22 protein-coding genes and 1 tRNA gene are annotated in these 25,594 nt (G+C 62.9%); 6 read left to right on the top strand and 17 right to left on the bottom strand.

Annotation, left to right across the window (positions count from 1 at the left end):
* The first annotated feature begins 76 nt into the window (after positions 1-76).
* The 4 genes from E3T27_RS15875 to E3T27_RS15860 all read left to right on the top strand — a co-directional run bounded on the left by E3T27_RS15875 (position 77) and on the right by E3T27_RS15860 (position 4,563).
* Positions 77-949 (top strand): carbohydrate ABC transporter permease, encoded by an 873-nt coding sequence (locus tag E3T27_RS15875; RefSeq protein WP_241992292.1) that lies wholly within the window; start codon positions 77-79, stop codon positions 947-949.
* Between the two features lie 12 nt (positions 950-961).
* Positions 962-1,816 carry a carbohydrate ABC transporter permease gene (locus E3T27_RS15870; protein WP_134573951.1) on the top strand — a complete coding sequence of 285 codons (855 nt, stop codon included), beginning with the start codon at positions 962-964 and terminating at the stop codon, positions 1,814-1,816.
* Between the two features lie 2 nt (positions 1,817-1,818).
* Positions 1,819-3,678 (top strand): glycoside hydrolase family 2 protein, encoded by a 1,860-nt coding sequence (locus E3T27_RS15865; protein WP_134573949.1) that lies wholly within the window; start codon positions 1,819-1,821, stop codon positions 3,676-3,678.
* Between the two features lie 171 nt (positions 3,679-3,849).
* Positions 3,850-4,563: a site-specific integrase gene (locus tag E3T27_RS15860; protein ID WP_241992291.1), complete on the top strand. Its 714-nt coding sequence runs from the start codon at positions 3,850-3,852 to the stop codon at positions 4,561-4,563.
* A 248-nt stretch (positions 4,564-4,811) separates the two neighbouring features.
* Here the strand turns inward: E3T27_RS15860 and E3T27_RS15855 are convergent.
* Positions 4,812-4,901: transfer RNA gene (locus tag E3T27_RS15855), tRNA-Ser, on the bottom strand.
* A gap of 86 nt (positions 4,902-4,987) precedes the next feature.
* Here E3T27_RS15855 and E3T27_RS15850 point away from each other — a divergent pair.
* Together E3T27_RS15850 and radA are read left to right on the top strand one after the other, a co-directional pair.
* Positions 4,988-5,767: an SGNH/GDSL hydrolase family protein gene (locus E3T27_RS15850; RefSeq protein WP_134573946.1), complete on the top strand. Its 780-nt coding sequence runs from the start codon at positions 4,988-4,990 to the stop codon at positions 5,765-5,767.
* A gap of 53 nt (positions 5,768-5,820) precedes the next feature.
* Positions 5,821-7,185, top strand: a complete 1,365-nt coding sequence (gene radA, locus E3T27_RS15845) for a DNA repair protein RadA (RefSeq protein WP_104195961.1) — start codon at positions 5,821-5,823, stop codon at positions 7,183-7,185.
* Between the two features lie 77 nt (positions 7,186-7,262).
* Here the strand turns inward: radA and E3T27_RS15840 are convergent, their stop codons facing one another.
* The 16 genes from E3T27_RS15840 to folB form a co-directional block, all read right to left on the bottom strand.
* Positions 7,263-7,670 carry a dehydrogenase gene (locus E3T27_RS15840; protein ID WP_198416551.1) on the bottom strand — a complete coding sequence of 136 codons (408 nt, stop codon included), beginning with the start codon at positions 7,668-7,670 and terminating at the stop codon, positions 7,263-7,265.
* A gap of 193 nt (positions 7,671-7,863) precedes the next feature.
* Entirely contained in the window at positions 7,864-8,511 is a 648-nt protein-coding gene (locus tag E3T27_RS15835) for a hypothetical protein (RefSeq protein ID WP_104195959.1), read from the bottom strand.
* Between the two features lie 128 nt (positions 8,512-8,639).
* Positions 8,640-13,367: an ExeM/NucH family extracellular endonuclease gene (locus tag E3T27_RS15830; RefSeq protein WP_134573942.1), complete on the bottom strand. Its 4,728-nt coding sequence runs from the start codon at positions 13,365-13,367 to the stop codon at positions 8,640-8,642.
* A gap of 189 nt (positions 13,368-13,556) precedes the next feature.
* Positions 13,557-14,072 (bottom strand): amino-acid N-acetyltransferase, encoded by a 516-nt coding sequence (locus E3T27_RS15825; RefSeq protein ID WP_104126046.1) that lies wholly within the window; start codon positions 14,070-14,072, stop codon positions 13,557-13,559.
* A gap of 205 nt (positions 14,073-14,277) precedes the next feature.
* Positions 14,278-16,803, bottom strand: a complete 2,526-nt coding sequence (locus E3T27_RS15820; protein ID WP_104195957.1) for an ATP-dependent Clp protease ATP-binding subunit — start codon at positions 16,801-16,803, stop codon at positions 14,278-14,280.
* Positions 16,804-17,013: 210 nt separating this feature from the next.
* Positions 17,014-18,477, bottom strand: coding sequence for a cardiolipin synthase (gene cls / locus E3T27_RS15815; RefSeq protein WP_104195956.1), 1,464 nt, complete (start codon positions 18,475-18,477; stop codon positions 17,014-17,016).
* Positions 18,478-18,483: 6 nt separating this feature from the next.
* Positions 18,484-18,663, bottom strand: a complete 180-nt coding sequence (locus E3T27_RS15810) for a hypothetical protein (RefSeq protein ID WP_104195955.1) — start codon at positions 18,661-18,663, stop codon at positions 18,484-18,486.
* 34 nt (positions 18,664-18,697) lie between these two features.
* A complete protein-coding gene (locus E3T27_RS16680; RefSeq protein ID WP_158251815.1) occupies positions 18,698-18,844 on the bottom strand; it encodes a hypothetical protein in 147 nt (48 codons plus the stop codon).
* Entirely contained in the window at positions 18,844-20,367 is a 1,524-nt protein-coding gene (lysS, locus tag E3T27_RS15805) for a lysine--tRNA ligase (RefSeq protein ID WP_104195954.1), read from the bottom strand. Before lysS ends, E3T27_RS16680 begins: the two co-directional genes overlap by 1 nt.
* 49 nt (positions 20,368-20,416) lie before the next feature.
* Complete coding sequence (gene panC, locus E3T27_RS15800) at positions 20,417-21,289, bottom strand: pantoate--beta-alanine ligase (protein ID WP_134573940.1); 873 nt, start codon at positions 21,287-21,289, stop codon at positions 20,417-20,419.
* Entirely contained in the window at positions 21,286-22,047 is a 762-nt protein-coding gene (locus E3T27_RS15795; RefSeq protein ID WP_134573938.1) for a Rossmann-like and DUF2520 domain-containing protein, read from the bottom strand. The genes panC and E3T27_RS15795 overlap by 4 nt, the downstream gene beginning before the upstream one ends.
* A complete protein-coding gene (locus tag E3T27_RS15790; protein WP_134573936.1) occupies positions 22,044-23,693 on the bottom strand; it encodes a PH domain-containing protein in 1,650 nt (549 codons plus the stop codon). The genes E3T27_RS15795 and E3T27_RS15790 overlap by 4 nt, the downstream gene beginning before the upstream one ends.
* A complete protein-coding gene (locus E3T27_RS15785; protein ID WP_134545489.1) occupies positions 23,690-24,235 on the bottom strand; it encodes a PH domain-containing protein in 546 nt (181 codons plus the stop codon). Before E3T27_RS15785 ends, E3T27_RS15790 begins: the two co-directional genes overlap by 4 nt.
* Positions 24,228-24,698, bottom strand: a complete 471-nt coding sequence (locus E3T27_RS15780) for a DUF3180 domain-containing protein (protein WP_104195949.1) — start codon at positions 24,696-24,698, stop codon at positions 24,228-24,230. The genes E3T27_RS15785 and E3T27_RS15780 overlap by 8 nt, the downstream gene beginning before the upstream one ends.
* Entirely contained in the window at positions 24,695-25,234 is a 540-nt protein-coding gene (folK, locus tag E3T27_RS15775; RefSeq protein WP_134573934.1) for a 2-amino-4-hydroxy-6-hydroxymethyldihydropteridine diphosphokinase, read from the bottom strand. Before folK ends, E3T27_RS15780 begins: the two co-directional genes overlap by 4 nt.
* Positions 25,231-25,593 carry a dihydroneopterin aldolase gene (gene folB, locus E3T27_RS15770; protein WP_134573932.1) on the bottom strand — a complete coding sequence of 121 codons (363 nt, stop codon included), beginning with the start codon at positions 25,591-25,593 and terminating at the stop codon, positions 25,231-25,233. The genes folK and folB overlap by 4 nt, the downstream gene beginning before the upstream one ends.
* Between the last annotated feature and the right edge of the window lies 1 nt (position 25,594).

Below are 25,594 nucleotides of genomic sequence, written 5' to 3'. Positions count from 1 at the left end.
TACAGCGACGAGCACTGTTCTGGAGGCTCCTCGGATTCGATCGTTCCGGGGGGCTTCCCGCGGCCCATCTGTCCACGTGCGGCGTAACCTGACAGCCTATTTGTTCCTGGCCCCGTTCCTCTTGTTGTTCATCGTCTTCATCGTTGTGCCGATTGTGTTGGGCCTATGGATCAGCCTCCATACGTGGAACCCTATTCTGCCTACCAAGCCGTTCGTGGGTCTGGATAACTATGCGGACCTTTTCACGCCGGGGACGCTCACGGGTGACAACTTTTGGCAAAGTATGGGTGCTACGGGGATCTTTACAATTGCTACGTTTCCTCTCATGCTCGCTGTCCCCCTCGCCCTTGCATCGTTGCTCAACCGCAACATCAGAGGCGGCTCCGCTTTCCGGAGCAGTCTCTTTGCCCCTTATGTTCTAGGCGTTGCAGTGGTCGGAGTGATGTGGAATTTCTTTCTGAATCCGCAGCTAGGCGTCGTCAATGCCGCTCTACAGGCCCTCGGCTTCGAAGAAACGATCCCATGGACATCGGCCATGCCGTGGGCCTGGGTTTCGCTTGTCGCCGTCACCGTATGGTGGACAGCGGGTTTCAATACCGTGATCTTGCTGGCAGGGATGAAGGGAATCAACCCGGATCTGTACGACGCAGCTGCGGTTGACGGCGCCGGCGTCTGGACCAGGTTCTGGCACATCACTCTGCCCGGCTTACGGCCCGTAATGCTTTTCGTCACGACACTGACCGTGATCTCCTCGGCCAACATGTTCGGCCAGTCTTACCTCATTACCCAGGGCGGACCGGGAGAGCGAACAAGGACAGTGATCATGTATATCGCTGAAGAAGGGCTGGCTAACCAGCAGATGGGCCCGGCTGCCGCAATGAGCTACGTCCTTTTTGCATTCCTCGCAATCATCAGCATCATCAACTTCCGGGTCCAGCGAGAAAAGTAGTGAAGGTCCATAATGGCTACACAAGTTGACACGAGACGTCGGCGCCGGATGACGTCCGTTCCGATTCATATCTACGCTGTCCTGTTCGCAATCTCTTTTATTGTTGTCGTCCCGCTGTTATGGATGATTCTCTCGAGCCTGAAAGCCGACTTTCAAATCATCAGCGCACCGCTGTCACCGCTTCCTGAACCATTCACGATTGCCGCATACCAGCGGCTCTTCACCGGTCCGGAACCGATCGCTAAGTGGTTCTGGAACAGCACAGTGGTGGCAGTAGCTCAGACCGCACTGATCCTCGCAACTGCGTCAACGGCAGGATACGCGCTGGCCCGCCTCGAATTTTGGGGAAAGCGATTGATCTTCAGCGCGATCATCGCCACTCTTCTGGTTCCGCCGGTTATTCTTCTCATTCCCCACTACGTCATCATCGAAAGCTTCGGATGGCTTGACAATCTCCTGGCTGTGATTGTCCCGGGTGCAGCGTCGGCGTTCGGCGTCTTCTTCCTCCGCCAGTTTTTCCTCGGAGTTCCGAAGGAGTACGAAGAGGCCGCGCGAATGGATGGGGCGGGGGAGCTCAGAATCTTTCTCCAAATAGTCCTGCCTCTTGCTAAACCGGCACTAGCGACGCTCGCCGTGCTGAGCTTCCTGGGAAGCTGGAACGAATTCTTGTGGCCCGTCTATGTTCTCCTCAGCACTGAAAACTTCACCCTCCAGCCGGGTCTGTCCCTTCTACAGAGCGCATATGCCGTCCGCTATTCGCTCATCCTGGCGGGGGCAGTCATCGCGTCTTTACCGGTCTTAATCATCTTCTTTTTTGCTCAACGACAAATCATTGACGGCGTTGCAAACGCTGGGGTGAAAGGATAATAATGGATCTTTCTGGCGCTCCCGGTGATGCGGTGTCCTTTAGAGCCAGCACTCAAAGTGGCGAGTATCCTCGCCCGCAACTGGTCCGCCAGCAATGGCGGAGCCTTTGCGGCGAATGGTCCTTTGATCATGATGACGCTGACGCTGGCCTCGACCTCAAGTGGTTCTCCACAGAACATCTGCTTTCCCGCACGATCACGGTTCCTTTCCCACCGGAATCTGCGCTCTCCGGGATAGCAGACACCCGGTACCATCCCATCATCTGGTACCGGCGGACCATGACCCGGGAAGACATCCGCTCAAGCGGCCGGACCTGCACTGACGATCGGGTATTTTTACATTTCGGCGCAGTCGACTACTACGCCACCGTCTGGATCAACGGTCACCTGGTCGGCACGCACGAAGGGGGACAAACTCCCTTTTCATTCGACATTACCGGACACGTTGCCGAGGGCACAGACTTCACGCTCGTGGTCCGCGCACAGGACGATCCCCACGACGTTTCACAGCCTCGCGGCAAACAGGACTGGCAGGAGGAACCGCACTCTATCTGGTATCACCGGACTAGTGGCATCTGGCAAACAGTATGGCTGGAAAGCGTTCCCGCCATCTCAATCAGCGCCCTAACATGGGAGCCAAACGTTCCCAGTGGTTCAGCGCAACTCGACCTCAAAATGTTTCAACGCACCCGCGAAACCGTCACAGTGAGAGTGGACCTGTCCATCGCAGGCCACCATCTATCCACGCACCAGGTATCGACCGCCGAGCCTCGGGTTCGGTTAACCTGCGACCTCGCAAATCAGGCAAACGGCCAGGCATACCAATCTCTGTTATGGTCTCCGGAACACCCCCGACTTATCGACGCCAGAGTTTCCCTTCTCAACGCGGCCGGCGACGTGCTCGACGAAGTTTGGTCGTACCTCGGCTTGCGCAGTACGAGAGCGGAACGAGGTCATTTCCTCCTCAACGACCGCCCCTACTACATTCGGTCAGTTCTGGAGCAGGGCTACTGGCCAGAATCTTTCCTTGCCGCTCCTGACGCGAAGGCGCTTCAAACCGAGGTTCAACTCATCAAGGATCTCGGCTTCAATGCAGCAAGACTGCATGAAAAAGTTGAGGACCCACGTTTCCTCTACTGGGCGGACAGGCTCGGCTTATTGATTTGGGCCGAGATGGGCAGCGCATTCGAATTTTCGGCGACATCAGTGGAACGGGTGACACGCGAGTGGCTGAGCGTCATCGAACGAGACCGCTCGCATCCGTGCATTGTCACCTGGGTTCCGCTCAACGAAAGCTGGGGAGTACAACACGTCGCACACAATCGGGCTCAGCTGCACTTCGTTCAGGCTTTGTACCACCTCACCAAGGCACTCGATGGCTCACGACCGGTCATCTCGAACGACGGTTGGGAACACGCTGAATCTGATCTATTGACCATTCATGACTACGCTTCCACGGGCGAGGCGTTGATATCCCACTATGAGGACGCCCAGTCAATTCAGACCATGGTTGACGGTCTCGGGCCGGCTGGACGACGTCTGATTCTGCTGCCCGCCGGCGAGCAGCAGAATCAGACGGTGATCGTCTCGGAGTTTGGCGGCGTCACCTATGCGCCTGACAGCCCGATCAAGACTTGGGGTTATTCGACAGTCGAGTCAGCAGAAGACTACGCGCACAGACTCCGCGAACTGTTCTCAGCGCTCCATCAGAGTCCAGTTCTCGCCGGATTCTGCTACACCCAACTGACTGACACACTGCAGGAAGCGAACGGCCTTACCGACGAAAATCGGATCCCGAAACTCCCGATCGCTGAAATCAGGGAAATAGTTATGGGACACAACCATCAAGGAAAATCCGTTTGAAAGGCCGAAAGGAGCAAAAATAAGCACGAACCTAGCACTAGGCGATCGAGCTTGATGGCTACCAGAGTTATCCGACGTCGTAGCACCCGACTTGCTGCAGTTGCGCGACCTGTCCTTGAACATCCAGAGCAGTGTTCGAAACTCGGGTGCAGCCAGGACATCCCGGTGCCCGTGACCGACTTCGGCTCCTCCACACCGTCCACTCGTTCGAGTTTCATGCACCCGTCCCCTGCCACGAGGATCAGAATTCGTCTGCCCCTTGGTGTCATTTTCCGTTCACGATTGCCCAGATGTCCGTTCACGCCTAAACAACTGGTTCGGAAATCGACTGACGGGTTCTGTTCTGCTCAGTTAGCCCTCCGGTGGGGTGAGATGACGGCGCCGCGGGTCAAAGACCTCGATTTTGCTCGTCGACGCGTCAACGTGAACCAGAATGCTGTGGGTGTCGGTGGGGCTTTCGTGCTCGGCACATCAAAGTCGCACCAGTCACGCAGCGTCCCTTCCCCGGGATTTCTCTCGACACCCCTGAAGGAATTGTGCGTCGGCAAAGCGGCCAGCAGCCTAGTCTTCGGTACCGGCATCGCGTTCGTTCGTCCGCCAGATAGCCGCCGCCGCTGGTGGATGGCGGCGCTCAAGAAGTGTCAAATCGCCGATCCCAATTTTCCGTCGATCACCCGTCATGACCTTCGGCACACTGCGGCGAGTCTGGCAATTTCGGCTGGCGCTAACGTGAAAGCCGTGCAGCGGATGCTCGGGCATTCCTCCGCAGCGATGACACTGGATACCTATGCCGACCTTTTTGACGATGATCTGGATCGCGTGGGCAACGCTCTCGACGAGGCGCGCATGCGTTCCACGACGATGAGCAAGCCAACTCCAGCCTAGTTTTTGACCAGCCACCCGCGAAGCGGAGAACGACCGCTGTGCCGATCGTGGATGCCGTGAGACGCCGCATTCTCGAGCGTTCACCGGCGGCGATCGACGCGGACTGAACTCGACCGGAACCTCCGTGTGATCAAGTCATAGCGGGTTTTCTATGACCAAAACTTTTTGAAGTGTGGGCAAAACGGCCATCCGGGCAAAACGAAACCCCCTACTCCCCAGTGAAACACTGGGATGTAGGGGGTTTTTCGTGGCGGTACCGGTGGGATTTGAACCCACGGTGGAGTCTCCCCCACACGACTTTTCGAGAGTCGCACCTTCGGCCGCTCGGACACGGTACCGCCGTTAATTCTAGTAGAGACTCGGGGTCGACGCCAATCGGCCAATATGCAGCAGACACACGGATACCGCGGAGTAGCCTCGGCGGGTGACTTCACCGACTCCACGCATCCGTTCTGCCATCGCTACCGGAGTAGCCGTTGCTGCGACAGGTATCGTGCTCGCCACTACCCGTTTTCGCCGTGACCTCGAACAACAGAAGGTCATTCTCAACGAAACCCTTCCGGTGCACTCGGCATGGTGGCGCGACAACGCCAAACGCCCGGGCGAACTGCTCTACGTCGCGATCGGCGACAGTGCCGCCCAAGGAATCGGTGCCTCGAGCCCGAACAAGAGCTACGTCGGCGTTCTCGCCGATCACGTACGGCTGGCGACCGGACGAACGGTTCGCGTCGTGAACCTCAGCGTGTCGGGTGCCACGGTTGCTTTGGCCGTGCGCGATCAACTTCCGCGCTTCGACAACCTCAAGCCCGACCTCATCACGGTCGCGATCGGCGCCAACGACATCGCCCAATGGAATCCTGCGGCCTTTGAAACCGGCATTCGCTCCGTTTTCGACGCGTTGCCGCCGCACGCCCTCGTCGCCGACCTCCCCTGCTTTCACCTCCCGCACAACGAAATCAAGGTGGCGGTAGCCAACGAGATCATTCGCCGGATCGCCGCCGAGCACAAGCTGACGGTGGTTCCGCTGCACGCAACGACCAAACGGGCCGGCCTTCGCAGCATCTTGACCCACGTCGCCAAGGATCTCTTTCACCCCAACGACCGTGGATACCGGTCCTGGGCCGAGGCGTTCCTGCCGTCGATGAGCGCTGACATTGCGCAGCGTTTCTCAGCGGTCAGCCACACGTCAACCGAGGCCGACTAGAGCACGCACCGCGTGCGCGGTCGCCTGTCGGCGGCCGCGGCTAGGCTCGGAATATGGCAAAATCCGTCTCTTCCTTTCGCTGCTCTGAGTGCGGCTGGACCACTCTCAAATGGGCAGGTCGTTGCGGCGAATGCCAGCAGTGGGGCACCGTCGTCGACGCTGGCCAGACGGCCGGCATCACCCGCAAGCTCAAGGCCATCACGCTGGTCGGCGATGGCATCGCACGCCCCATCACCCATGTTGAAACGGATGCCGCCGCTCACTGGCCGACGGGTATCAACGAATTCGACCGGGTGCTCGGCGGTGGAATCGTGCCCGGGTCGGTGGTTCTGCTCAGCGGCGAGCCGGGCGTCGGCAAATCTACGCTGCTGCTCGAAGTCGCCTCCAAGGCAGCGGCGGCGAAGAGCCGCGTGCTCTACGTCAGCGCCGAAGAGTCAGTGAGCCAGGTGCGATTGCGCGCCGAACGCACCAACGCGCTCGAACCCGAACTGTACATCGCCGCCGAAACCGACCTCGGGGTCATTCTTGGGCAAATCGACGCGGTCAAGCCCGACCTCATCATCATCGACTCGGTGCAGACCGTGTCGAGTGCGCTCTCCGACGGTTCGCCGGGCATGCCCAGCCAGGTGAGGGAGGTGGCCTCCACCCTGATTCGGGTCGCCAAAGACCGCAACCTGCCAGTGTTACTGGTCGGTCACGTCACCAAAGACGGCTCGATCGCCGGGCCGCGGGTGCTTGAGCACTTGGTCGATGTGGTCTGCCAGTTCGAGGGGGACCGCCAAACGTCACTGCGATTCATTCGGGCGTTGAAAAATAGGTTCGGACCGACCGACGAGGTCGGCTGCTTCGAGATGACCGGTGATGGCATCGCCGAGGTCCCCGACCCAAGTGGGTTGTTCCTGAGCCGAGCCACCGAGCCGGTCGATGGCACCTGTGTCACGGTTGCTCTGGAGGGCCGCCGTGCCATGCCGGTCGAAGTGCAGGCGCTCGTCACCGACACCCAGGCTCCGAACCCGCGCCGCGTCACGAGCGGCGTCGATTCAGCCCGCGTCGCCATGTTGCTCGCGGTGTTGCAGGAGCGCGCGGGCATGAATCTGTCGACCAAAGATGTCTACGTGTCGACGGTCGGCGGCATCCGGCTGAATGAGCCGGCCGCCGATCTCGCAATTGCGCTTGCCATCGCCTCGGCGTTCACCGGTCTTGCAGTGGCGCACAACGTGGTCGCGTTCGGCGAAATCAGCCTGGCCGGCGAGGTACGAGGCGCACTCATGTCGAAACAACGCGTGAACGAGGCCATACGCCTGGGGTTCACCACCCAGATCGACGCCGCCTGCGGCTCGATCCATGCGGCGGTTGCCCTCGCGCTCGGCACCACCCGCAATCCACGCGACGCCGAACTCGATCGGGCGTGGGGATAGGCCAGCGCGGTTCAGCGGTTCGGTGACCCACGGAACGTGCAAAACGCGCGAGACAGTCGAGCGTTAGGCACGTGCCGTTATTCGTCGTCGCTGCGGCCGAGCTGCGGGCTCAGTGCCTTCAGGAGGTCAGCTGGAGCGGCCTGCATGACATTCGGCCCGGCGATGTCGAAGAAGACCATTTCCAGCGTCGCGGCATGCACGGTGAGAAACTCCCGCAGCCACTGGCCATCGCAGACCATGACCTGCGGGTTGATGTCGTTGGGAACCACACGCACGTAATTCTCCGCCGCGGAGAAGAGCAGCAGCATGCGCTTGTCGGAGCCTTCGCGGCCAAAAACCCGCACCTGTGCCGCCTCGCCGTTGACGACGAGTTGAGGCACGATCATATAGTCGTTGCGCAGCGCATAGGCGACGGCGACGACGTCCTGCGCCGCCAGTGCGGCGGCAAGAGCCTCGGAATGGGTGTTGGCAGTCGTATCGGTCACCCATTCATTCAATCAGGCGTGGCCGTGCGTGCCCAACTGGCAGCGCACGCCACGAGCGAACGGATTCACAAGCCCCGGCACCAACAGCGGTATGCACTGCCGATAGATTTTGCGACGCCCCGTAATTTCGACATGAACGCATCGAAGCGGCTCAATTCCGCCGGTCATACGGACCGTTCTTCGGGACCGGTCCCTAATTCAAAATCATGAGAGCCGGGGTGGCCGCCTTGATGCCGTCCACGGTCACGTGCAGGTAATAGGATGCTCCGCCGGCCGGAACCGCAGTGCGGGTGGCGGCTTCACAGGTATCAATGGCCGAGCGGGTGCGATCCCACGTGATCGGCGTAGCGAGTGGCATGACAACCCCGGGCTTGAGGGTCACCTGGGCGTCGATCGGGTTGGTCTGGCAGTCGGTCGAGGTCCAGTACACGTCCGTCCCGCTCATCACGGTGAACACCTGCCTGGCGTTACCGGCATTGATCACACAGTCGGTTGTTCCGATGTTGGTCAGGCCGAGCGACAGCTGCGGCAGGACGTCGGCCGCGTAATTCGTCGCGTCGGTGATGGCCGCGACCTCTACCGCAGATGGGTCGCAGGCAGCGCCGTCGACAGCGGTGGCCGTCTCGGGAATCGTGCTGGCTGCATCCGTCGGTGCGGCCGACTCGGTCACGGCGGCCGCGGGTGATTTCGAGTTTTCCGCGTCGCCCTTGCTGGCTCCCGGTCGCACGATGATGAGGAAGAGAATGACGAGCACGGCGAGAAGCCCGAGCCCTACTACGAAACGCCGGCGCCGGTACACCTTGCTGGACTGGCGGCCGACCGATTGCTTGATCGTCGACATGCCCCAAGGTTATTGAAGACGGTGCCAGAAGCCGGTAATGGTGTGCGTGTCGGCAGCAATTGGTGCCGGAAGAATCGAGAGCCCGCCCGCAACCGAAACGGTGCGGACGGGCTCGCGCAACCGCAGGGCTAGCGGGGTCCGTTCTGCAGCGGCTTCCGGGGGTGGTCGATTTTGACATCGGTCCAACCGATCACGTCACCGCTCTCATTCTGCGCAGAGACCCTGTACCGGCCGTGCTTGAGGTCGTCGGCGAGAGTGACGCTCACAGTGCCCTTGGCGCTCACGAGCAACCAACCACCGACGTTGTCGGCTTTCTTCTTGGAGTAGGCCCACACCGACACATAGTCTCCGGCGTGCTCCATCCCGACCTCGACTACAGCCCTGTCACCGGCCCGATAGAAATTCTGGTCGGTATCGATCGCGTTCTTGAGCTTCTTCGTCAGCTCTTTCACTGAGGCAGCGGCAGGCGCCTCGCCCGGTTCGGCATTGACGGCCACCGCGACGGCCAGGCGTACGATCGTGCCCGATTCGACGGCCGTCATCTCCAGCACGCTGTTTTCGATCGCGTCGGCCGGTACCGTAACGGTCACGGTGGCCGTACCCGTCGAATCAACGGATGCCGTACCCACGTCGGTACCCGACCACTTCAGAGCGAGTTGCGTGTTTTTCGGGGCGCCGAGCGAGGTGAGGTTGAGACTTCCGACCGTGAGGGTGAGGGCGTCACCCGGGTTGACCGCTGCCGTGGGGGCCCCGGTGATCGAGGCCTGGTTGGCCTTGAATGACGGTGACAGCGGGCTGTTCTGCTGGATGTAAGAAATCCAGGCGTCCCGGTCGACGAGGCCGGAGTCGCGGGTATCCGTTCCATTCGTGAACCCGCGAAAATTGTCGCCGCCGGTGAGGAGAAAGTTGAACGAACCGATGCGGTAGGACTGTGCCGGGTCGAGCTGTGTCCCGTCGATCCAGATGCCCGTCACACGATCACCCGCGGCACGAGCGGCATCGAAGGTGTAATTCACGTTGTCACTCAGGCCGAGTTGCAGGAACGGACGGCTCGGAATCGTGCCATCGGCGTTGGTCTGCCACTGCTGTTCGAGAACGGACTTGAACTGTGCGCCGGTGAGACTTGTCGTCCACAGGTTGTTCAGGAACGGCAGCACCGCGTTCGCCTCGGCATACGTCACGACACCGTCGGGAGCGAGCGAGAGGTCGGCACGGATACCACCAGGGTTGACGATGCCGATCTCGGCGCCGCCGATGGCAGGGTCAGCCAGGGATGCGCGCAGCGAGTTGGCGACGAGGGAGCCCAGGGAAGAGGGAGCCATGCGATTTTCGGCGCACGGGGCGACTCCGCCGACGCAGGCCCGGGTGATGTCGGCGGTGATCGATCCCACGGGCACGTTGCCCTGGATCGCCGCCTCCGCCAGCGCGGCATTCGTTATCGCCTGCACTGCGGCAACGCGAGGATAGCCGTCCGCGAGGTCGGCATCGGCTGCGGTGGAGCGGGCTACGTTGCGGTTGGTCACGGTGGTCGTGTCACCTGAGGTGATGTCGTAGCTGAGCACGACCTGCCCGATGTTCTCGCCGTAGCTGCCGGTCTGAAGCACGGGGCGAGTCACGCCCGCGGCCGCGCCGGGGACCGGTGCGTTCCACGCGTACTGCTTGTGCGTGTGGCCGGTGAAGATCGCGTCGACCGCGGCCGACGTGTCATTCACGATGTTCGCAAAGGCTCCGCCAGCAGCGAGTTCCTGCTCGAGCGTTGCACCGTCTGGTATTCCCGCGCCGGCGCCCTCGTGGTATTCGGCGATCAGCACATCCGCTTCGCCGTTGGACGGGTCACCATCGGTCAGTTGGGATGCCACTCGGTTGACAGCCGCGACCGGGTCGCCGAAGCTCAGGGTGGCGATTCCGTTGGGTGACACGAGCGCGGGGGTCTCTTCGGTGACCGCGCCGATTACACCCACGGTGATGCCGGCCACGTCGAGCAGGGCGTATTCCTTCATCGCGGGCGTTTCCGTGCCGACGTTGTAAACGTTCGCTCCGAGATAGTCGAAGTCGGCCGCGTCGGCCACCCGCCCGGTCAGGTCACCAGAGCCCTGGTCGAACTCGTGGTTGCCCACACCGGAAGCGGCGAGGTCGAGGGCGTTGAGCACGTCAATGGTGGGGCGGTCATTTTGCGACGCCGATGCGAACAACGAGGCGCCGATGTTGTCGCCGTTCGACAGGAACAGCGAGTTCGCGTCGCCGTACTCGGCGCGAAGCTGTTCGACGGTTCCCGCGAACTTGACGGTGTTCGCGTCAATGCGTCCGTGGAAATCGTTGATGTTGAGCAGGTTGAGTTCGACAGCAGTCGGTGACGTGAGGTTGAGACCAAGCACAACCGGGTCGTGATCCGAGGAGCGGAACGCGTCGGCGACGTAGAAATCGGTCACGTTGTTGTTGTACCGGCTGTACTCGAGGGCGACGGACTCTACCGAGTTGATGTTCCAAACATCGACGGCGTTCACCGAGGCATCCGCTTCAGGCGAGGCGAAGACGTGGTCGAGCGAGCCAACCGTGCCGCCGAAAGCATAGGTGTACTCGCCGCTGTTGTCGCCCTGGTTGATATAGCCGGCCTCCAGCAGTACCCGAATCGGGTCTTCCATGTCGTAGGCGTTGAAGTCTCCGGTGAGAAAGACTCGGTCGATGCCGGAATCGGTCTTGACCTTGTCGGCGAAGGCCACGAGCGCGCGGGCCTGCTCGATGCGGGTCGGGTTGGATGCTCCCTGGCCGTCACCCTGGTCGGCGTTGTCCCCGGTGCCCGACCCCTTTGATTTGAAGTGGTTGACGATGGCCAGGAAGCTGCTCTCGTCATCGCCGATCAGCTGAAATGCCTGGGCCAGCGGTTCTCGCGCACGACCATTGAAGGCGACGGACTCGGTCAGGATGACCGAATCCCCCACCGTTTCGACGACAGCCGGCTTGTAGATGAACGCGGTGCGAATGACATCTTCGCTCGCTGGAAGTGCGGTCGGTGAAGCCACGAACGCCCACACGTCGCTACCCGCTGAAGCGTTCAGCGCCGCGGTCAGGTTCGCGAGGGCATCGTCGCGATCCTTGCCGAACGCGGCCGAGTTCTCGATCTCTTCAAGCGACACCACGTCGGCGTCGAGAGCGTTGATGGCCGAGACGATCTTGGCCTGCTGGCGTTCGAAACTGATCTGGGTCGCGGCGCCGCGGGCGTCGCATCCGCCGCTCACCGTGGTCGGCACGCCGGCCCGGTCGTTGTAATACCGGCAGCCGTCGAGCGTGTCTCCCGTGGTGGAGAAATAGTTCAGAACGTTGAAACTGGCCAAGCGGATGTCCCCACCCACGTCTTTCGGCGCGTTCGTGCGGGTATCGGCAAAGGCCACCGGCTCCACGGTCGCGGCGTTGGCCGGGACGAGAGCCGTGGTCGGCTGAAACTTCCAGGCGTCATTGCGAAAGTCGAAGACGACCGGAGACCGGAACGACACTGCAGCGCCGATGCGCACCGGAGCGGTCGTCGACAGGTACGGAACCGGGCTGCCCTGGTTGGCGGCGGCGAGGTAGTTGGTGGTAGCCCCGTCGTCGAGCGTGACCGCGCGGCCGGCGTTCTCCGCGAGCGCTGTTTGGTATTGGGCTGATCCGGGCAGTGCGGTCACGCTCGGATTGACCAGCGGCGTCGTTCCGGTGGCGAGTCCGATCTCGGCGTACTGGTTGGTCCGGTAATTATTGGTGACGGTGAAGTCGCCCTGCGGCGCGAGCAGCATACCCTCAAGGGTTTCCCGCTGTTGCGTGTTGGTCGGCAACGAGACCGTGGCGGGTGTCACGGCCACAGTGCTGTCGGTGAGCTGGGTGACGTCGCCAACTGTGCCGAAGGTGACCTCGGTCATGCCGAAGAACTCTACGACGGTGCCCACTACTTGCACGTAGTCACCGATCTGAACCTTGGCCTGTGCCGATTTGGAGTACGCGAAGACACCGTGCGAAGCAGTGTGACTGGCGAGGTCCAGATCACCACCGGTACCAGCGGTCTGCAGGTAGAATCCGTTGAAACCTCCGGTCGGGTAGGCGGCCGTGACCACACCGGAGGTCTTGACGACGGTTCCGGCGAGCGGGCTCGTGTCGGTCGTGCCCTGGATCGCGTCGATCGCTGTCAGGGCGTCGGGCACCGGGGTCGGGTCGGGGTCTGGCCCCGGTTCAACCGGGGTTCCCGTGTCACCGGCCGTGTTCGTCGGTGTGGGCGCGTTCAAGCGGAAATCAGCGGCGTTCGCGTCGGTGTCGACAAAAGTCGTGCGATTCACCGAGGTGGTGACGGATGCTGCGGCTGCGGCCGTTCCCTCAAACGTGTTTGAGGTTCCGTAGCCGATCAGGTCGAGAATTTGCGCCTGGCCGGTGAGCGAACCCGTGGCGGGGGCATTTAGCGCCGTGGACTGGTTGGCGAAGAAGATCGTGCCGCCGGCGCCGGCGAACGAGGCGCCGATGGAGGCATCCGGCGTCGGCAGTACGGCACCGTTGGCGGCGTTCGAGCTGCCCTGCACGAGATAGTAGCCGCCAGCCGCGATCGTGCCGGTCAGGGCAACGACCCCGGTTGGGTTCGATGATCCGCCGGCCGAGCGGTATTGAATCGAGGTGCCGACGAGGGACACATCGGCGTCAGTCGGATTGTAAAGCTCGACGAACTTGTTCAGGTAGGTCGCGCCCGAGCTTCCCCCGTTCAGGTACGCCTCATTGATGACGACTCCGGTACCGGCGGTATTGGCGTTGGCCGGTATGGCAATGATCGGAGCGGCCGCGAGGCTCACCCCGAGAAGCGTGGCGAAAACCAACTTGGAGCGGCGGCGAACGGCGGATGACATGGATCTCCTCATTCATAGGTCGTGTCATCGCACCCGGGGCCGTGCGATCGAAAGATCTCCCGGCCCATGGAGTGGCGGGTGCAATTAAGCGCAGCCTAGCGACGGCCTATGTCCGGGGGGTAAACACCGCTTACTTTGCTCGTATGAGCACCGTTTAATGCCCGATTCGACCGCTCCGGCTCAAATCCGTCAGTTCAGACGCTTCACCATGCGGGTGTTGCCGAGAGTGTTCGGCTTCACCCGGGCCAGGTCGAGAAACTCGGCCACCCCCTCATCGGGCGAGCGCACGAGCTCGGCGTAGACGGCCGGGTCGACGGTTTCGGTGCCCATGTCACTAAACCCGTTGCGAGCGAAGAAGCCCACCTCGAAGGTGAGGCAGAACAGTCGACTGAGGCCGAGGCCTTGGGCATCCGCTTCGAGGCGTTGCATTATCGCGTAGCCGACGCCGCGACCGAGCCATTTCGCGTCGACGGCAAGGGTGCGCACCTCGCCGAGATCCTCCCACATGACGTGGAGGGCGCCGCAGCCGATCAGAGCGCCGGAAGCATCAACGGCCACCCGAAATTCCTGCACCGCCTCGTAGAACACGACACGATCCTTGCCGAGCAGAATGCGCTGCTGCACGAGCGGTTCAACGAGAGCTTCGATGCCGGGCACGTCACTCGTGCGAGCGCGGCGCACCGTGTATCCCGTTTCCAAATTCACTCTTCCATTCTATTGATCCCCCTTCCACCGACTCTCCCCGCGCGTAACTCCTGCAATTCGTGTTCGGTTCGACCGGCAACCCTTGGAAAAACGCGAAACTTGACTCGATGCTCCACAATTTGCAGGAGTTGTGCGCACGCAGGACCGCCCCGGGCACAGAAAAGGCCCGGCAGACGAATCTGCCGGGCCTTTCTCTTCGAAACCTCTAGTCGCTGGTGATGGCCAGGTCGGGGGTGGCCGGACCGGTGCCGATCGCGGCGGACGTGTTCACTCCGACGCCGACCGGGTCAACCCTGGTCGTCGTGGTGAAGACGTACGCGCCATCGACGTAATCCACGTGCACGTGGTCACCGGCATTGAGCTCGCCCTGCAGGATCTTCTCCGACAGTCGATCCTCCACCTCGCGCTGGATCGCACGACGCAGCGGCCGAGCACCGAGCGTTGGGTCGAAACCAACCTCGATCAGGTGTTCTTTCGCCGGAACGGTGACCTCGACGGTCATGTCACGGTCGAGCAGACGCACACCAAGACGTTTGATGAACAGGTCGACGATCTGCAGCAACTCGGGCTTGGTCAGCTGCGGGAACACGATGATCTCGTCCACGCGGTTCAGGAACTCGGGCTTGAAGTGCTTCTTCAGCTCATCCTTCACCTTGCCGGCCATGCGCTCATACCCGGTGGTGCTGTCGCCTTCCAGCTGGAAGCCGACCGGTCCGCCCGAGATGTCCTTGGTTCCGAGGTTGGTGGTCATGATGATGACGGTGTTCTTGAAGTCGACCACGCGACCCTGGCCATCCGTCAACCGGCCCTCTTCCAGAATCTGGAGCAGGGAGTTAAAGATGTCGGGGTGAGCTTTCTCGATTTCGTCGAACAGCACCACGGAGAACGGCTTGCGGCGCACCTTCTCGGTGAGCTGACCACCCTCTTCGAAGCCGACGAACCCGGGAGGCGCACCGAACAGGCGCGATACGGTGTGCTTCTCGCCGTACTCACTCATGTCGAGCGAGATCATGGCGGCCTCGTCGTCGAACAGGAACTCGGCGAGCGCCTTGGCGAGCTCGGTCTTGCCGACGCCGGTGGGGCCGGCGAAGACGAACGAACCGGAGGGACGCTTCGGGTCTTTCAGGCCAGCCCGGGTGCGACGGATGGTCTTGGCGAGCGCCGAGATGGCCTCTTCCTGACCGATGACGCGCTGGTGCAGTGCCTTTTCCATGAAGACCAGCCGCGAGGATTCTTCCTCGGTGAGCTTGAACACGGGAATACCGGTGGCCTGGGCCAGAACTTCGGCGATCAGGCCTTCGTCGACGACCGCGGTGGTCTTGACGTCGCCGGACTTCCACTTCTTCTCGAGGCGAAGACGCTCGCCGAGGAGGTTCTTCTCCTCGTCGCGCAGGCCGGCGGCCTTCTCGAAGTCCTGCTCTTCAATGGCGAGTTCCTTGGCGGCGCGCACCACGGCGATCTTTTCGTCGAATTCGCGCAGCTCCGGTGGGCTCGAGAGGATCGACAGGCGCAGTCGGGCGCCAGCCTCGTCGATCAGGTCGATGGCCTTGTCGGGCAGGAACCGGTCGGAGACGTAACGGTCGGCGAGGTTCGCCGCGGCCACGAGTGCACCGTCGGTGATGGACACCTTGTGGTGCGCCTCGTAACGGTCGCGCAGTCCCTTGAGGATGTTGATGGTGTGCGGCAGCGACGGCTCATCCACCTGAATCGACTGGAAGCGGCGCTCGAGGGCGGCATCTTTCTCGAAGTGCTTACGGTACTCATCGAGGGTGGTCGCACCGATGGTCTGCAACTCACCACGGGCGAGGAGCGGCTTCAAGATCGACGCGGCATCGATGGCGCCCTCGGCGGCACCGGCACCGACCAGGGTGTGGATCTCGTCGATGAAGACGATGATGTCGCCGCGGGTGCGAATCTCCTTGGTGACCTTTTTCAGGCGCTCTTCGAAGTCACCGCGGTAGCGGCTGCCGGCGATGAGCGAACCGAGGTCGAGCGAGTAGAGCTGCTTGTCCTTGAGCGTCTCGGGCACATCTCCCTTGACAATCGCTTGGGCGAGGCCCTCGACGACGGCGGTCTTACCGACGCCAGGCTCACCGATCAATACGGGGTTGTTCTTGGTGCGACGCGAGAGGATCTGCATGACCCGCTCGATTTCTTTCTCGCGCCCGATGACCGGGTCGAGTTTGTTGTCGCGGGCCATCTGGGTGAGGTTGCGACCAAACTGGTCGAGCACCTGGCTGCCGGCCGTGTTGGCCGCCTGCTCATTGGCACCGACCTGCACCTGCTCCTTCCCCTGATAACCGGAGAGTAGCTGGATGACCTGCTGGCGCACGCGGTTGAGGTCGGCGCCGAGCTTCACGAGAACCTGAGCGGCGACGCCCTCACCCTCGCGAATGAGGCCGAGCAGAATGTGCTCGGTACCGATGTAGTTGTGGCCGAGCTGCAGCGCTTCGCGCAGGCTCAACTCGAGAACCTTCTTCGCCCGCGGCGTGAAGGGGATGTGGCCGGTGGGCTGCTGCTGCCCCTGGCCGATGATGTCCTGAACCTGCTCGCGCACGGCGTCCAGCGAGATACCGAGGCTCTCCAGAGCCTTGGCGGCGACGCCTTCACCCTCGTGAATCAGCCCGAGCAGAATGTGCTCGGTACCGATGTAGTTGTGGTTGAGCATCTTGGCCTCTTCCTGGGCCAAAACGACGACGCGACGAGCTCGGTCGGTAAATCTTTCAAACATGTGATCGCTCCCTTGGCGCCAGGGCAGTTGGTGCCGTTACATTGAGAGTAGCCAGCCTGCGCCGCTTCCGGGCGCTTGTTCGCCCTAGGCGTGACGGTTGCTATGCGTCGCCCCTCCGCGCAGCAACCGTCACGCCTGTTTTAGTGCTCGCGTGACGGTTGCTGTGCGCCGCCCCTCCGCCCAGCATCCGCGGCCCTCGCCGGCAGGTCATCATTGCACCGCGGAGGTCAGCCTGGCGAGGTTGTCGAGAATGGTGGAGCGCAGCGGCTGTTTGCGCCATTCTTCCAGGGTCAGCTCGCGACTGTTCGAGCGGTTCTCGTCTTCCATGGCACGCAGGTTGCGCACAAATGACCGCCCGCGCACCATCAGCGACACCTCCATGTTCAGGCTGAACGAGCGCTGGTCCATATTGCTCGACCCGACAACGGCGACCTCATCGTCGATGGTGAAATGCTTGGCGTGCAGAATATAGGGCGCCTTGTACATGTAGATGTGCACTCCCGCGGTCAGCAACTCCTCGTAGTAGGAGCGTTGGGCGTGGTAGACGACGGCCTGATCACCGATCTCCGACACGATCAACTCCACGTGAAGACCCCGCTGAACGGCGGTCGTGATGGCGTACATGATCGATTCGTCCGGCACGAAGTACGGGCTCGTGATGATGATGCGATCCTGCGCGTAATAAAGCAGCGCAAGGAACAGTCGCAGGTTGTTCTCGCCCTTGAACCCGGGGCCGCTCGGTACGACCTGGCAGTCGAGCGCATCCGTGACCGGCCGCGGATGCACCGGCTCGATGTCGCGGGTGAGCAGCTCGTTGGTTTCGCTGTACCAGTCGGTGATGAAGATGGCATTGAGCCCCGACACGATCGGGCCCTCCAGGCGGGTCATGAAGTCCTTCCACTGCAAGCCGCGACGAATATTGCCTCTCATGTTGTAGCTGCGGTCGATAATATTTTGCGATCCCATGAACCCGATCAGGCCATCGACGATGAGCAGTTTGCGGTGGTTGCGCAGGTCGGGCCGTTGCCATTTGCCCTTGAACGGTTGCACCGGCAGCATGAGCTCCCACTGGATTCCGGCATCCGTCAATCGTTTCTTGGTTTGGCGAAAACCGGGCTTGCGCATGGACTGGATATGGTCCATGAGCACGCGCACGCTCACACCGCGCTTGTGCGCATTCTCGAGGGCATCGAAGAAGGGGGCGGTGGTGTGGTCGAGCGAGAGAATGTAGAACTCGACGTGCACGTATTTTTGGGCCCGGTCGATGTCGGCGATCATGGTGTCGAAGGCCACTTGGTATTCGCCGATCAGGCTCGCTGTATTGTCGCCGACCAGGGGCATCGCTCCGAGGTTGCGGTTGAGCTCGACGACTGATTCCAGCCAGCTCGGCCACGGGTGGTCGTGCTGGACGCGCTCCATGCCCTCGGTGCTGTCCAGGATGAACTGGTTGATCTCTTCCTGCATGGCGAGGCGTTTTCGGGGCAGAACGCGGTAGCCGATCAGCAAAAAAAGCAATACGCCTATGTACGGAATGAAAAAGATGGTCAGCAACCAGGCCATGCCCGACATGGGACGGCGGTTGCGCGGAACCACGATGATGGCCACGACACGAACGGAAAAATCAACGATCAAGGCCAGCAGAACGGTGATGGTCAGGCCGTCGATGCCGAGCATCGGTATTTAGGTGACCGGTTTGTCGAGACCGAGTCGGGCGCGTTCTTCGGCTTCGATTTGGGCGTATACCTTACGTTCGGTGCGATCGGCGCGCAGGATTGAGCGCAGCATCAACCAAAACATCACGGCAAGCGCAATAGTGGGCACGACCGAAAATACCGCGTTACCCCAAAAGTTCTCAATCACGCTCTTACTTTACGCGCAAAGGCTGGGAGGGCAGCTATTTGCCGAGCAGACCGACGATGCCGCTACCTAAGTAGTAGACCCCGACGCCGCCGATGATTACCCAGATGGCGATGCGATTCATGGATGGCGGCTTGCGCCCACCCTTGTCGGGTGTCAACTGATCGTCCGGCAGATAGCTCATTATTTCACCAGGGGGAAGAGGATCGTTTCACGGATGCCGAGGCCGGTCAGCGCCATGAGCATGCGGTCGATGCCCATCCCCATACCCCCGGTTGGCGGCATGCCGTATTCGAGCGCGCGCAGAAATTCTTCGTCGAGGCGCATGGCCTCCGGGTCTCCCCCGGCGGCCAGGCTCGCCTGTTCGATGAAGCGTTCACGCTGCACAACCGGGTCCACCAGTTCGGAGTAGCCGGTCGCCAGTTCAAATCCGCGCACGTAGAGGTCCCACTTCTCGACCACGCCGGCCATAGTGCGGTGCCCGCGCACGAGCGGGCTGGTGTCGATGGGAAAGTCCAAGACGAAGGTCGGGCGCACCAGATCGCCCTTGACGAAGTGCTCCCACAGCTCTTCGACGTACTTGCCGTGAATGGGGTGGTCGATCTCGATGCCTTCGCGTGCGGCGAGCCGGGCCAGGTCGGCGAGGGGCGTCTCGGGCGTGATCATGATGCCGGCTGCTGCCGACAGGCTGTCGTACATGCCGATGCGGTCCCAGTCACCACCGAGGTCGAACAGGGTGCCGTCGGCCCAGGTCACCACGTGCGAACCGGCGATCGCGAACGCGGCATCCTGGATCAGCTTCTGGGTGAGATCGGCGATGGAATTGTAATCGCCGTACGCCTCATACGCTTCGAGCATCGCGAACTCGGGCGAGTGGGTGGAGTCGGCGCCCTCGTTACGGAAGTTGCGGTTGATCTCGTAGACCCGGTCGATGCCGCCGACGACCGCGCGCTTCAAGAACAGTTCGGGGGCGATCCGCAAAAAAAGTTCGGTGTCGAAGGCGTTGCTGTGCGTTTGGAATGGCCGAGCGGATGCCCCGCCATGCATTGTTTGCAACATCGGGGTCTCGATTTCGATGAACTCAAGGTCGGTGAACGTCTTGCGCAGGCTCGCCACCGCCTTGGATCGGGACAATACGTTGGTGCGGGCCTGTTCCCGGCTGATCAGATCGAGGTAGCGGCTACGCACCCGGGTCTCTTCGCTGAGTTCGGAGTGCAGGTTGGGCAGCGGCAGCAGCGCCTTCGCCGCGACTTGCCAATCGGAGACCATGATCGACAGCTCGCCGCGACGGCTCGAGATGACTTCGCCGCTGACGAACAGGTGATCGCCGAGGTCGACGAGGTCTTTCCAGGCGGCGAGGGATTCATCGCCGACGGCGGCGAGCGAGACCATGGCCTGGATGCGGGTGCCGTCGCCGCTCTGCAGGCTCGCGAAGCAGAGCTTGCCGGTGTTGCGCAGGTGCACGATGCGGCCGGCCAGGCCGACGGTGACGCCGGTGGTGGCATCCGCTTCGAGCTGGCCGAATTCAGCGCGCACGGCCGGAATGGTGTGGGTGACCGGAACCGACACCGGGTAGGCGCCGCCGGCCGGGCTCGCGGCGGCCGCGTTCAGGCGGTCGCGTTTGCCGAGGCGCACGGCCTTCTGCTCGTTCATCTCCGCGTCGGAGAAGCCTTCGTCGTTCGAGGCTGGCGTGGGGTTCTGGCTCATGCGGTTCTCCGTTGGTGCTGTTGTTTCACAAAAAAGCGGATGCTGCGACTCACCCCAGGTTGAGCGACACGTTGTCGATCAACCGGGTCCTGCCGACGCGTGCGGCCACGAGCAACCGCGCCGGCCCGCGATAATCATCGTGCACGGCCAGCAGGGTGTCCGGGTGCACGATCACGAGATAGTCCAGTTTAACCAACGGCTGGGCGGCAATGCGTGCGTGCGCAGCGACGAGGGCAGCGGCGGGGCCGGCCTCTGCCGCTTCCACTGCGGCGGTGAGCGCGGCGAACAGGGCCTGCGCGGCCGTGTGCTGCGCCTCGTCGAGGTAGCGATTACGACTGGACAGTGCCAGCCCGCCCGGCTCCCGCACGGTCTCGACGACCTCGATGGCGCTACGCACGCTGAGCTCGTCGACCAAGCGCTGCACGAGAAAAGCCTGCTGGCCGTCTTTCTGGCCGAAAACTGCGACATCCGGGGTCACGATGCCCAGCAATTTCGCCACAACGGTGAGCATGCCGTCGAAGTGCCCTGGTCGCGCGGCGCCCTCATAGAGTGCGCCGACTGGGCCGGCGGTGACGCGGACGCCGCTCCCCCCGCCCGGAAACATTTCGCGGGCACTCGGCGCGAACACAAACGAGACGTTCTCCGCTCCGAGGGCGGCGAGGTCAGCGTCGAGCGTGCGCGGGTAACTGTCGAGGTCTTCGCCGGCGCCGAACTGCAGCGGGTTGACGAAAATCGACACCACCACGATGCCGCCCAGTGCGTGCGCTCGTCGCACCAGCGCGAGATGGCCGGCGTGCAGGGCGCCCATTGTCGGCACGAGCACGATGCGCGTATCGCCACCGGTCAGCGCAGCGCTGTCGCGGGCCCGCCCCAGACGGTCCTGTAGTTCGGCGATGGTATTCACTACTTGGATGGTGCTCATTCGACCTCCCGGTCGTCGTCAAGCGGACGCTGCCGCTGCTCTATTTCGTCGAACCCGGCGAGGTCCAGCCGTTTTGGGCTCGTGCGCGCAAGAGCGTTTTCCATCGCGGAGCGCAGAAGCGGGCCAAGAATAGCCCCCGGATGTTCCAGACCGATCCCGGCGAGCAGGTGCGTGGCCTGCTCGACGATCGAGGTGGAGAAGGCGGTCGCGATCTGGATGGCTTCGGCGTAGCTGGCCCGGTCGGCCTCGGCGACGATGAGCGGTTCGCCGCCCATCTCCACGGCGAGCGCCTGCCCGATCGGCAGCACCGGGCCGGGGGCGGTCACGGCGAAGTAGCTGTCGGCGAGTCGGGCCAGGTCGAGGCTGGTACCAGTGAACGCCATGGCCGGGTGGATGGCCAACGGAATAGCGCCGGCGGCCTGCGCTGGCGCGAGCACCGTGGTGCCGTAGCGAGCGGAGGTGTGCAGCACCAGCTGCCCGGGCTGCCAGGTATTTGTTGCCGCGAGCCCCTTCACGAGGCTATCCAGCTGGGCGTCGGGCACGGCAATAATGACCAGTTCGCTGCGTTCGACGACTTCGGGCACCGTCAGGATCGGCACGAGCGGCAAGATGGCTTCGGCCCGATCACGGCTGGCCTGCGAGATCGCGGAGATGCCGACGATCGCGTGGCCTGCACCCGCGAGCGCGGCGCCGAGAATGGGGCCGACGTGGCCGGCGCCGATGATTCCGACGCCGAGGCGTCCCGGTTTGGAATTCATTCCGCTGCTTTCTGCGTTGGTGGGGTGGTGCGGCTCCAGTGGTGGCTGGTGTCGGCGAGCGCCGATCGGACCGCCCCGGTGGACATCCACTCGAACAGCACGAGGGCTTCATCGACGTCGATGACGCTGAGTGAGGCGGTGACCGGGCCGGCGACCGTATGCAGGGCAGCCGACGCGAGGCGCAGGCGACGACGAATCGCACCCTGGCTGATGCGCACTCCCTGCATTCTGGCCAGGGGCACCAGAATGAGGTCGCGCGAGAGTACGCCGCGCCGGATCAGGGCGACGCTGCCCGAGACCGCCCAGCCGGTGCGCCACCAGGAGAACGGGCGCAGCCACACGGCCCGGGCGGGCGCATTGCTGTAGAAATCGGCCACGCCGACGTCACGCTTGCGGCCGCCGAGCATGCCGTTTTCGATCAGGGCACGGTGGGTGTCCGTGTCAAAGCCGGGCAGCGCGAGTTGCAGTACCTTTTCAACGTCGGCCAGGGTCCCGACCGGCAGTAGCGTGGTTCCCGTCACCGCGGTCGAGCTGCGACCGGAGGCCTGCCCGGCCGTGTTGATGTTGATCTGCCACCAGCCGAACCGACGCCAGAGAATGGGCTGCGACACCTCGATAGCGTGGATACGCCCCGGAGGCAGGGTCTGGCTGCTGGTCGAGAGCAGCCCGTAACCGACCCGCACGCCATCAGGGGTCCCCGCAATGCTGAACCGCAGCGTCTTGGTGATGCGGGAAAAGTAATACCCGACGCTACCGATGAGGCCGGGCAGCACGGCCACGAGCACCCAGCCGCTGCTTCCGGCGACGACGCTGATAATCAGGCTGATGCCGGCCAGCAGAAGGAAGACGGTGAAGCCGCTGAGCACGACCGACCCGATCAGGCGGCGCGGTGGAATACGCACCACCGAGTGCGGTGGAGCGGCATCCGGGTCCAGTTCCGGTGCCCGAAACTCCTGGAATCGCGCGCTCGCGAAGCCGCCGAAGGCGGAATGAGCAGCGGGCACTCCGTCTACGACCGGCGCTTGGTCAACCGGCGCTTGGTCGACCGGCGCAGCGGGCGGGGCGGCAGGCTGTTTGGCCTGCCGCAGGCCGGAGGCGAGATGCAGGATGTCGCGGCGCAGGTCATCCGCGAGTTTCGAGCCGAGGTAGGCGAGCTGCACGTTGCCGTCCTGCCCAGCGACGGTGATTTCGAGCCGGGCAGCGCCAAACAGCCGCGGAATCAGCGGCCGGGTCAGGTTGACGCCCTGCACTCGGTCGAGGCGCGCTTTACGATTACTGCGAAAAACAAGGCCGCTGCGCACTTCAACGATTTCTCCGGTCACGCGAAAGGTATGCGTGCGCCAGGACAGATAGAAGACCACCAGAATCACCAACAGCACGCCAGCGATGATGAGCAAAGCCCACCCGGTTGCTCCGCGCTCGTAAATGGTATCGATCGGATCGCCGCCGTAATTCTCTTCGCCGATGAACAGGTCGATGAGGCGTTCGCGCAGGTTGGCGATAATGAAGCCGATGATGGCCACCATGAAAATGCCGCCGCGCAGCAGCGGTGTCGCCGGGTGGAGGCGGTGCCATTCGCCATCGGTGAGATCGGTGCGCGGCGCGGCGAGGGGCGGCCGTGCGCGAGCAACCGGTTCCTCGTTCACAGCCCCGCCCGGCGGCTCTCCGCCAGTTCCACCAGCCGGTCACGGAGGCTCTCCGCATCGGCCTCGGCCAGGCCGGGAATAGACACGCCGGCACTCGCAGCGGCCGTCACGAACTTGAGGTCTGCCAGACCGAGCCAGCGGGCGACCGGGCCGCGAGTGATGTCGATGAGTTGCATGCGCCCGTAGGGCACCGCCACGAAACGTTGAAAGAGAATACCCCGGCGAAAGAGCAGGTCGTCCGCGCGCAGCAGGTAGCCGATGGAGCGCACCCGGCGCGGCTCGAACACGAGGTTGATGATTGACACGGCGAGGACCACGATTCCGACCCACATCGCCCAGGTCTGATCGAGCAGCAGCCAAAGCAGGGTTGCTCCGCCGCAGACCACGATGGCGTTGACGATGGTGCCGACGATCTCCACCACCACATACTTCGGAGAAACCCGCTTCCATTCGCCGGTCTCGGCCAGTTCGAGCCGATCGGACGATTCAGGTGCCGGTTCAGCCTGCTGCCCGGCGCACGGGTTGGGTTCGCGATCAGGCACGGGTACCTCCCGAGTCGTCGGTGTCGTCGTCGGGGGGGAGGGTGCAGAAGTGTTCGGCCACGAGACCGGCCGTGAGCATGAGGGCCGCGCCAATGGCCGTGCCGACCGCGAGCCACAATGACGTGACGGCGGGAACGACCGATCGGGTCAGAATGTACAGCACGATGCCGAGGGCTGCGCCAAAAAGCAGCGACGCCGAAAGCGATGTCGCCTTCGACAATACGGCGACCCGCATAGCCCAGAACGGGTCGATGCGGCGCAGCGCCTTACGACGGCTGCCCTGGCGCACCTGCCACGCCAGGCTGACGATCACGACGCCCAGCAGAATCAGAGTCAACGGCAGGGTGACCGGCGGGACCACGATCGGGGCACCGGAGGCCGCGAAGGCGATCTCGACGAGAAAGCCGACGACGAGACCGATGAGTAGAACGGCCAGCAGCCCGGTCGCCTGTGAGCGCTTCATTCCCGTGTTCCGAGAGTCGATGCGAGGGCGGCGGTATCCGGCGCTCGTCGCACCGTGTTGCCGGTTGCGGCCAGCAGGTCGCGCACCACCCCGCGGCCGGGGATGGCGGCTCCGGGATCGAGATCGAGCCAGGGTGCGAGTACAAAATCACGTTCCGCCGCGCGTGGGTGCGGCAGGGTCAGACGGTCGTCGTCGATCCTCAGTTCTCCGAACACGATGAGGTCGATATCGAGCGTGCGGTCGCCCCAGCGTTCAGTGCGCACCCGGCCGTGCTCCGCCTCGATGGCGTTGACAGCGTCGAGCAGGGTGTACGGGTCACCGCTGTAGTCGATGGTCAGCACCGCGTTGAGGTACTGCGGAGCGGTCTCGTCCACGCCATCGAGTTTCACCGCAGCGGATTCGTAGACGGGTGAGATGCCAATCAGCGTGGCACCGGCCAGGCCGGCAAGATCCTGCACGGCGTCGGCCAGCGTGGCCGTCCGGTCACCGAGGTTGCTGCCGAGGGCGAGTACGACGCGTTCGCTGCGACCGGTCACGGCCGCGACCGGGTGATCTGCACGGCAACGTCGGTGAACGGAACCGAAATCGGAGCCTGTGGTTTGTGCACCGTGACCTGCACGCGCAGCGCCGGCGGGTGGGCCAGCACGACCTTCGCGATGCGTTCGGCAACGGTCTCGATGAGGTCGACCGGGTTGTGCGCCGCCGCCGCGGCAACCTCCTCCGCGAGGGTGCCGTAGTGGATGGTCTGGGTCACGTCATCACTGGCGGCCGCCTGGAGCAGGTCGAGCCAGACCGTCACGTCGATGACGAAGTCCTGACCGTTTTCTTTCTCAAAATCGTAGACGCCGTGGTGGGCGTTCACCCGCAGGCCGGTGAGGGTGATCGAATCAGTCATA

Source organism: Cryobacterium lyxosi (genome assembly GCF_004403345.1).
Classification (GTDB): Bacteria; Actinomycetota; Actinomycetes; order Actinomycetales; family Microbacteriaceae; genus Cryobacterium; species Cryobacterium lyxosi.
The sequence above is the reverse complement of the archived record's forward strand: the minus strand, read 5'-3'. Positions and strand labels throughout refer to the sequence as shown.

Excerpts from the sequence above, each read along its gene's own strand:
- E3T27_RS16680 (WP_158251815.1), bottom strand. The coding sequence starts at position 18,844 with ATGAGCTATCTGCCGGACGATCAGTTGACACCCGACAAGGGTGGGCGC.
- E3T27_RS15820 (WP_104195957.1), bottom strand. The coding sequence starts at position 16,803 with ATGTTTGAAAGATTTACCGACCGAGCTCGTCGCGTCGTCGTTTTGGCC.
- E3T27_RS15835 (WP_104195959.1), bottom strand. The coding sequence starts at position 8,511 with ATGTCGACGATCAAGCAATCGGTCGGCCGCCAGTCCAGCAAGGTGTAC.
- E3T27_RS15865 (WP_134573949.1), top strand. The coding sequence starts at position 1,819 with ATGGATCTTTCTGGCGCTCCCGGTGATGCGGTGTCCTTTAGAGCCAGC.
- E3T27_RS15870 (WP_134573951.1), top strand. The coding sequence starts at position 962 with ATGGCTACACAAGTTGACACGAGACGTCGGCGCCGGATGACGTCCGTT.
- panC (WP_134573940.1), bottom strand. The coding sequence starts at position 21,289 with ATGAGCACCATCCAAGTAGTGAATACCATCGCCGAACTACAGGACCGT.
- E3T27_RS15795 (WP_134573938.1), bottom strand. The coding sequence starts at position 22,047 with ATGAATTCCAAACCGGGACGCCTCGGCGTCGGAATCATCGGCGCCGGC.
- cls (WP_104195956.1), bottom strand. The coding sequence starts at position 18,477 with ATGCTCGGCATCGACGGCCTGACCATCACCGTTCTGCTGGCCTTGATC.
- E3T27_RS15830 (WP_134573942.1), bottom strand. The coding sequence starts at position 13,367 with ATGTCATCCGCCGTTCGCCGCCGCTCCAAGTTGGTTTTCGCCACGCTT.
- E3T27_RS15780 (WP_104195949.1), bottom strand. The coding sequence starts at position 24,698 with ATGAAGCGCTCACAGGCGACCGGGCTGCTGGCCGTTCTACTCATCGGT.
- radA (WP_104195961.1), top strand. The coding sequence starts at position 5,821 with ATGGCAAAATCCGTCTCTTCCTTTCGCTGCTCTGAGTGCGGCTGGACC.
- folB (WP_134573932.1), bottom strand. The coding sequence starts at position 25,593 with ATGACTGATTCGATCACCCTCACCGGCCTGCGGGTGAACGCCCACCAC.
- lysS (WP_104195954.1), bottom strand. The coding sequence starts at position 20,367 with ATGAGCCAGAACCCCACGCCAGCCTCGAACGACGAAGGCTTCTCCGAC.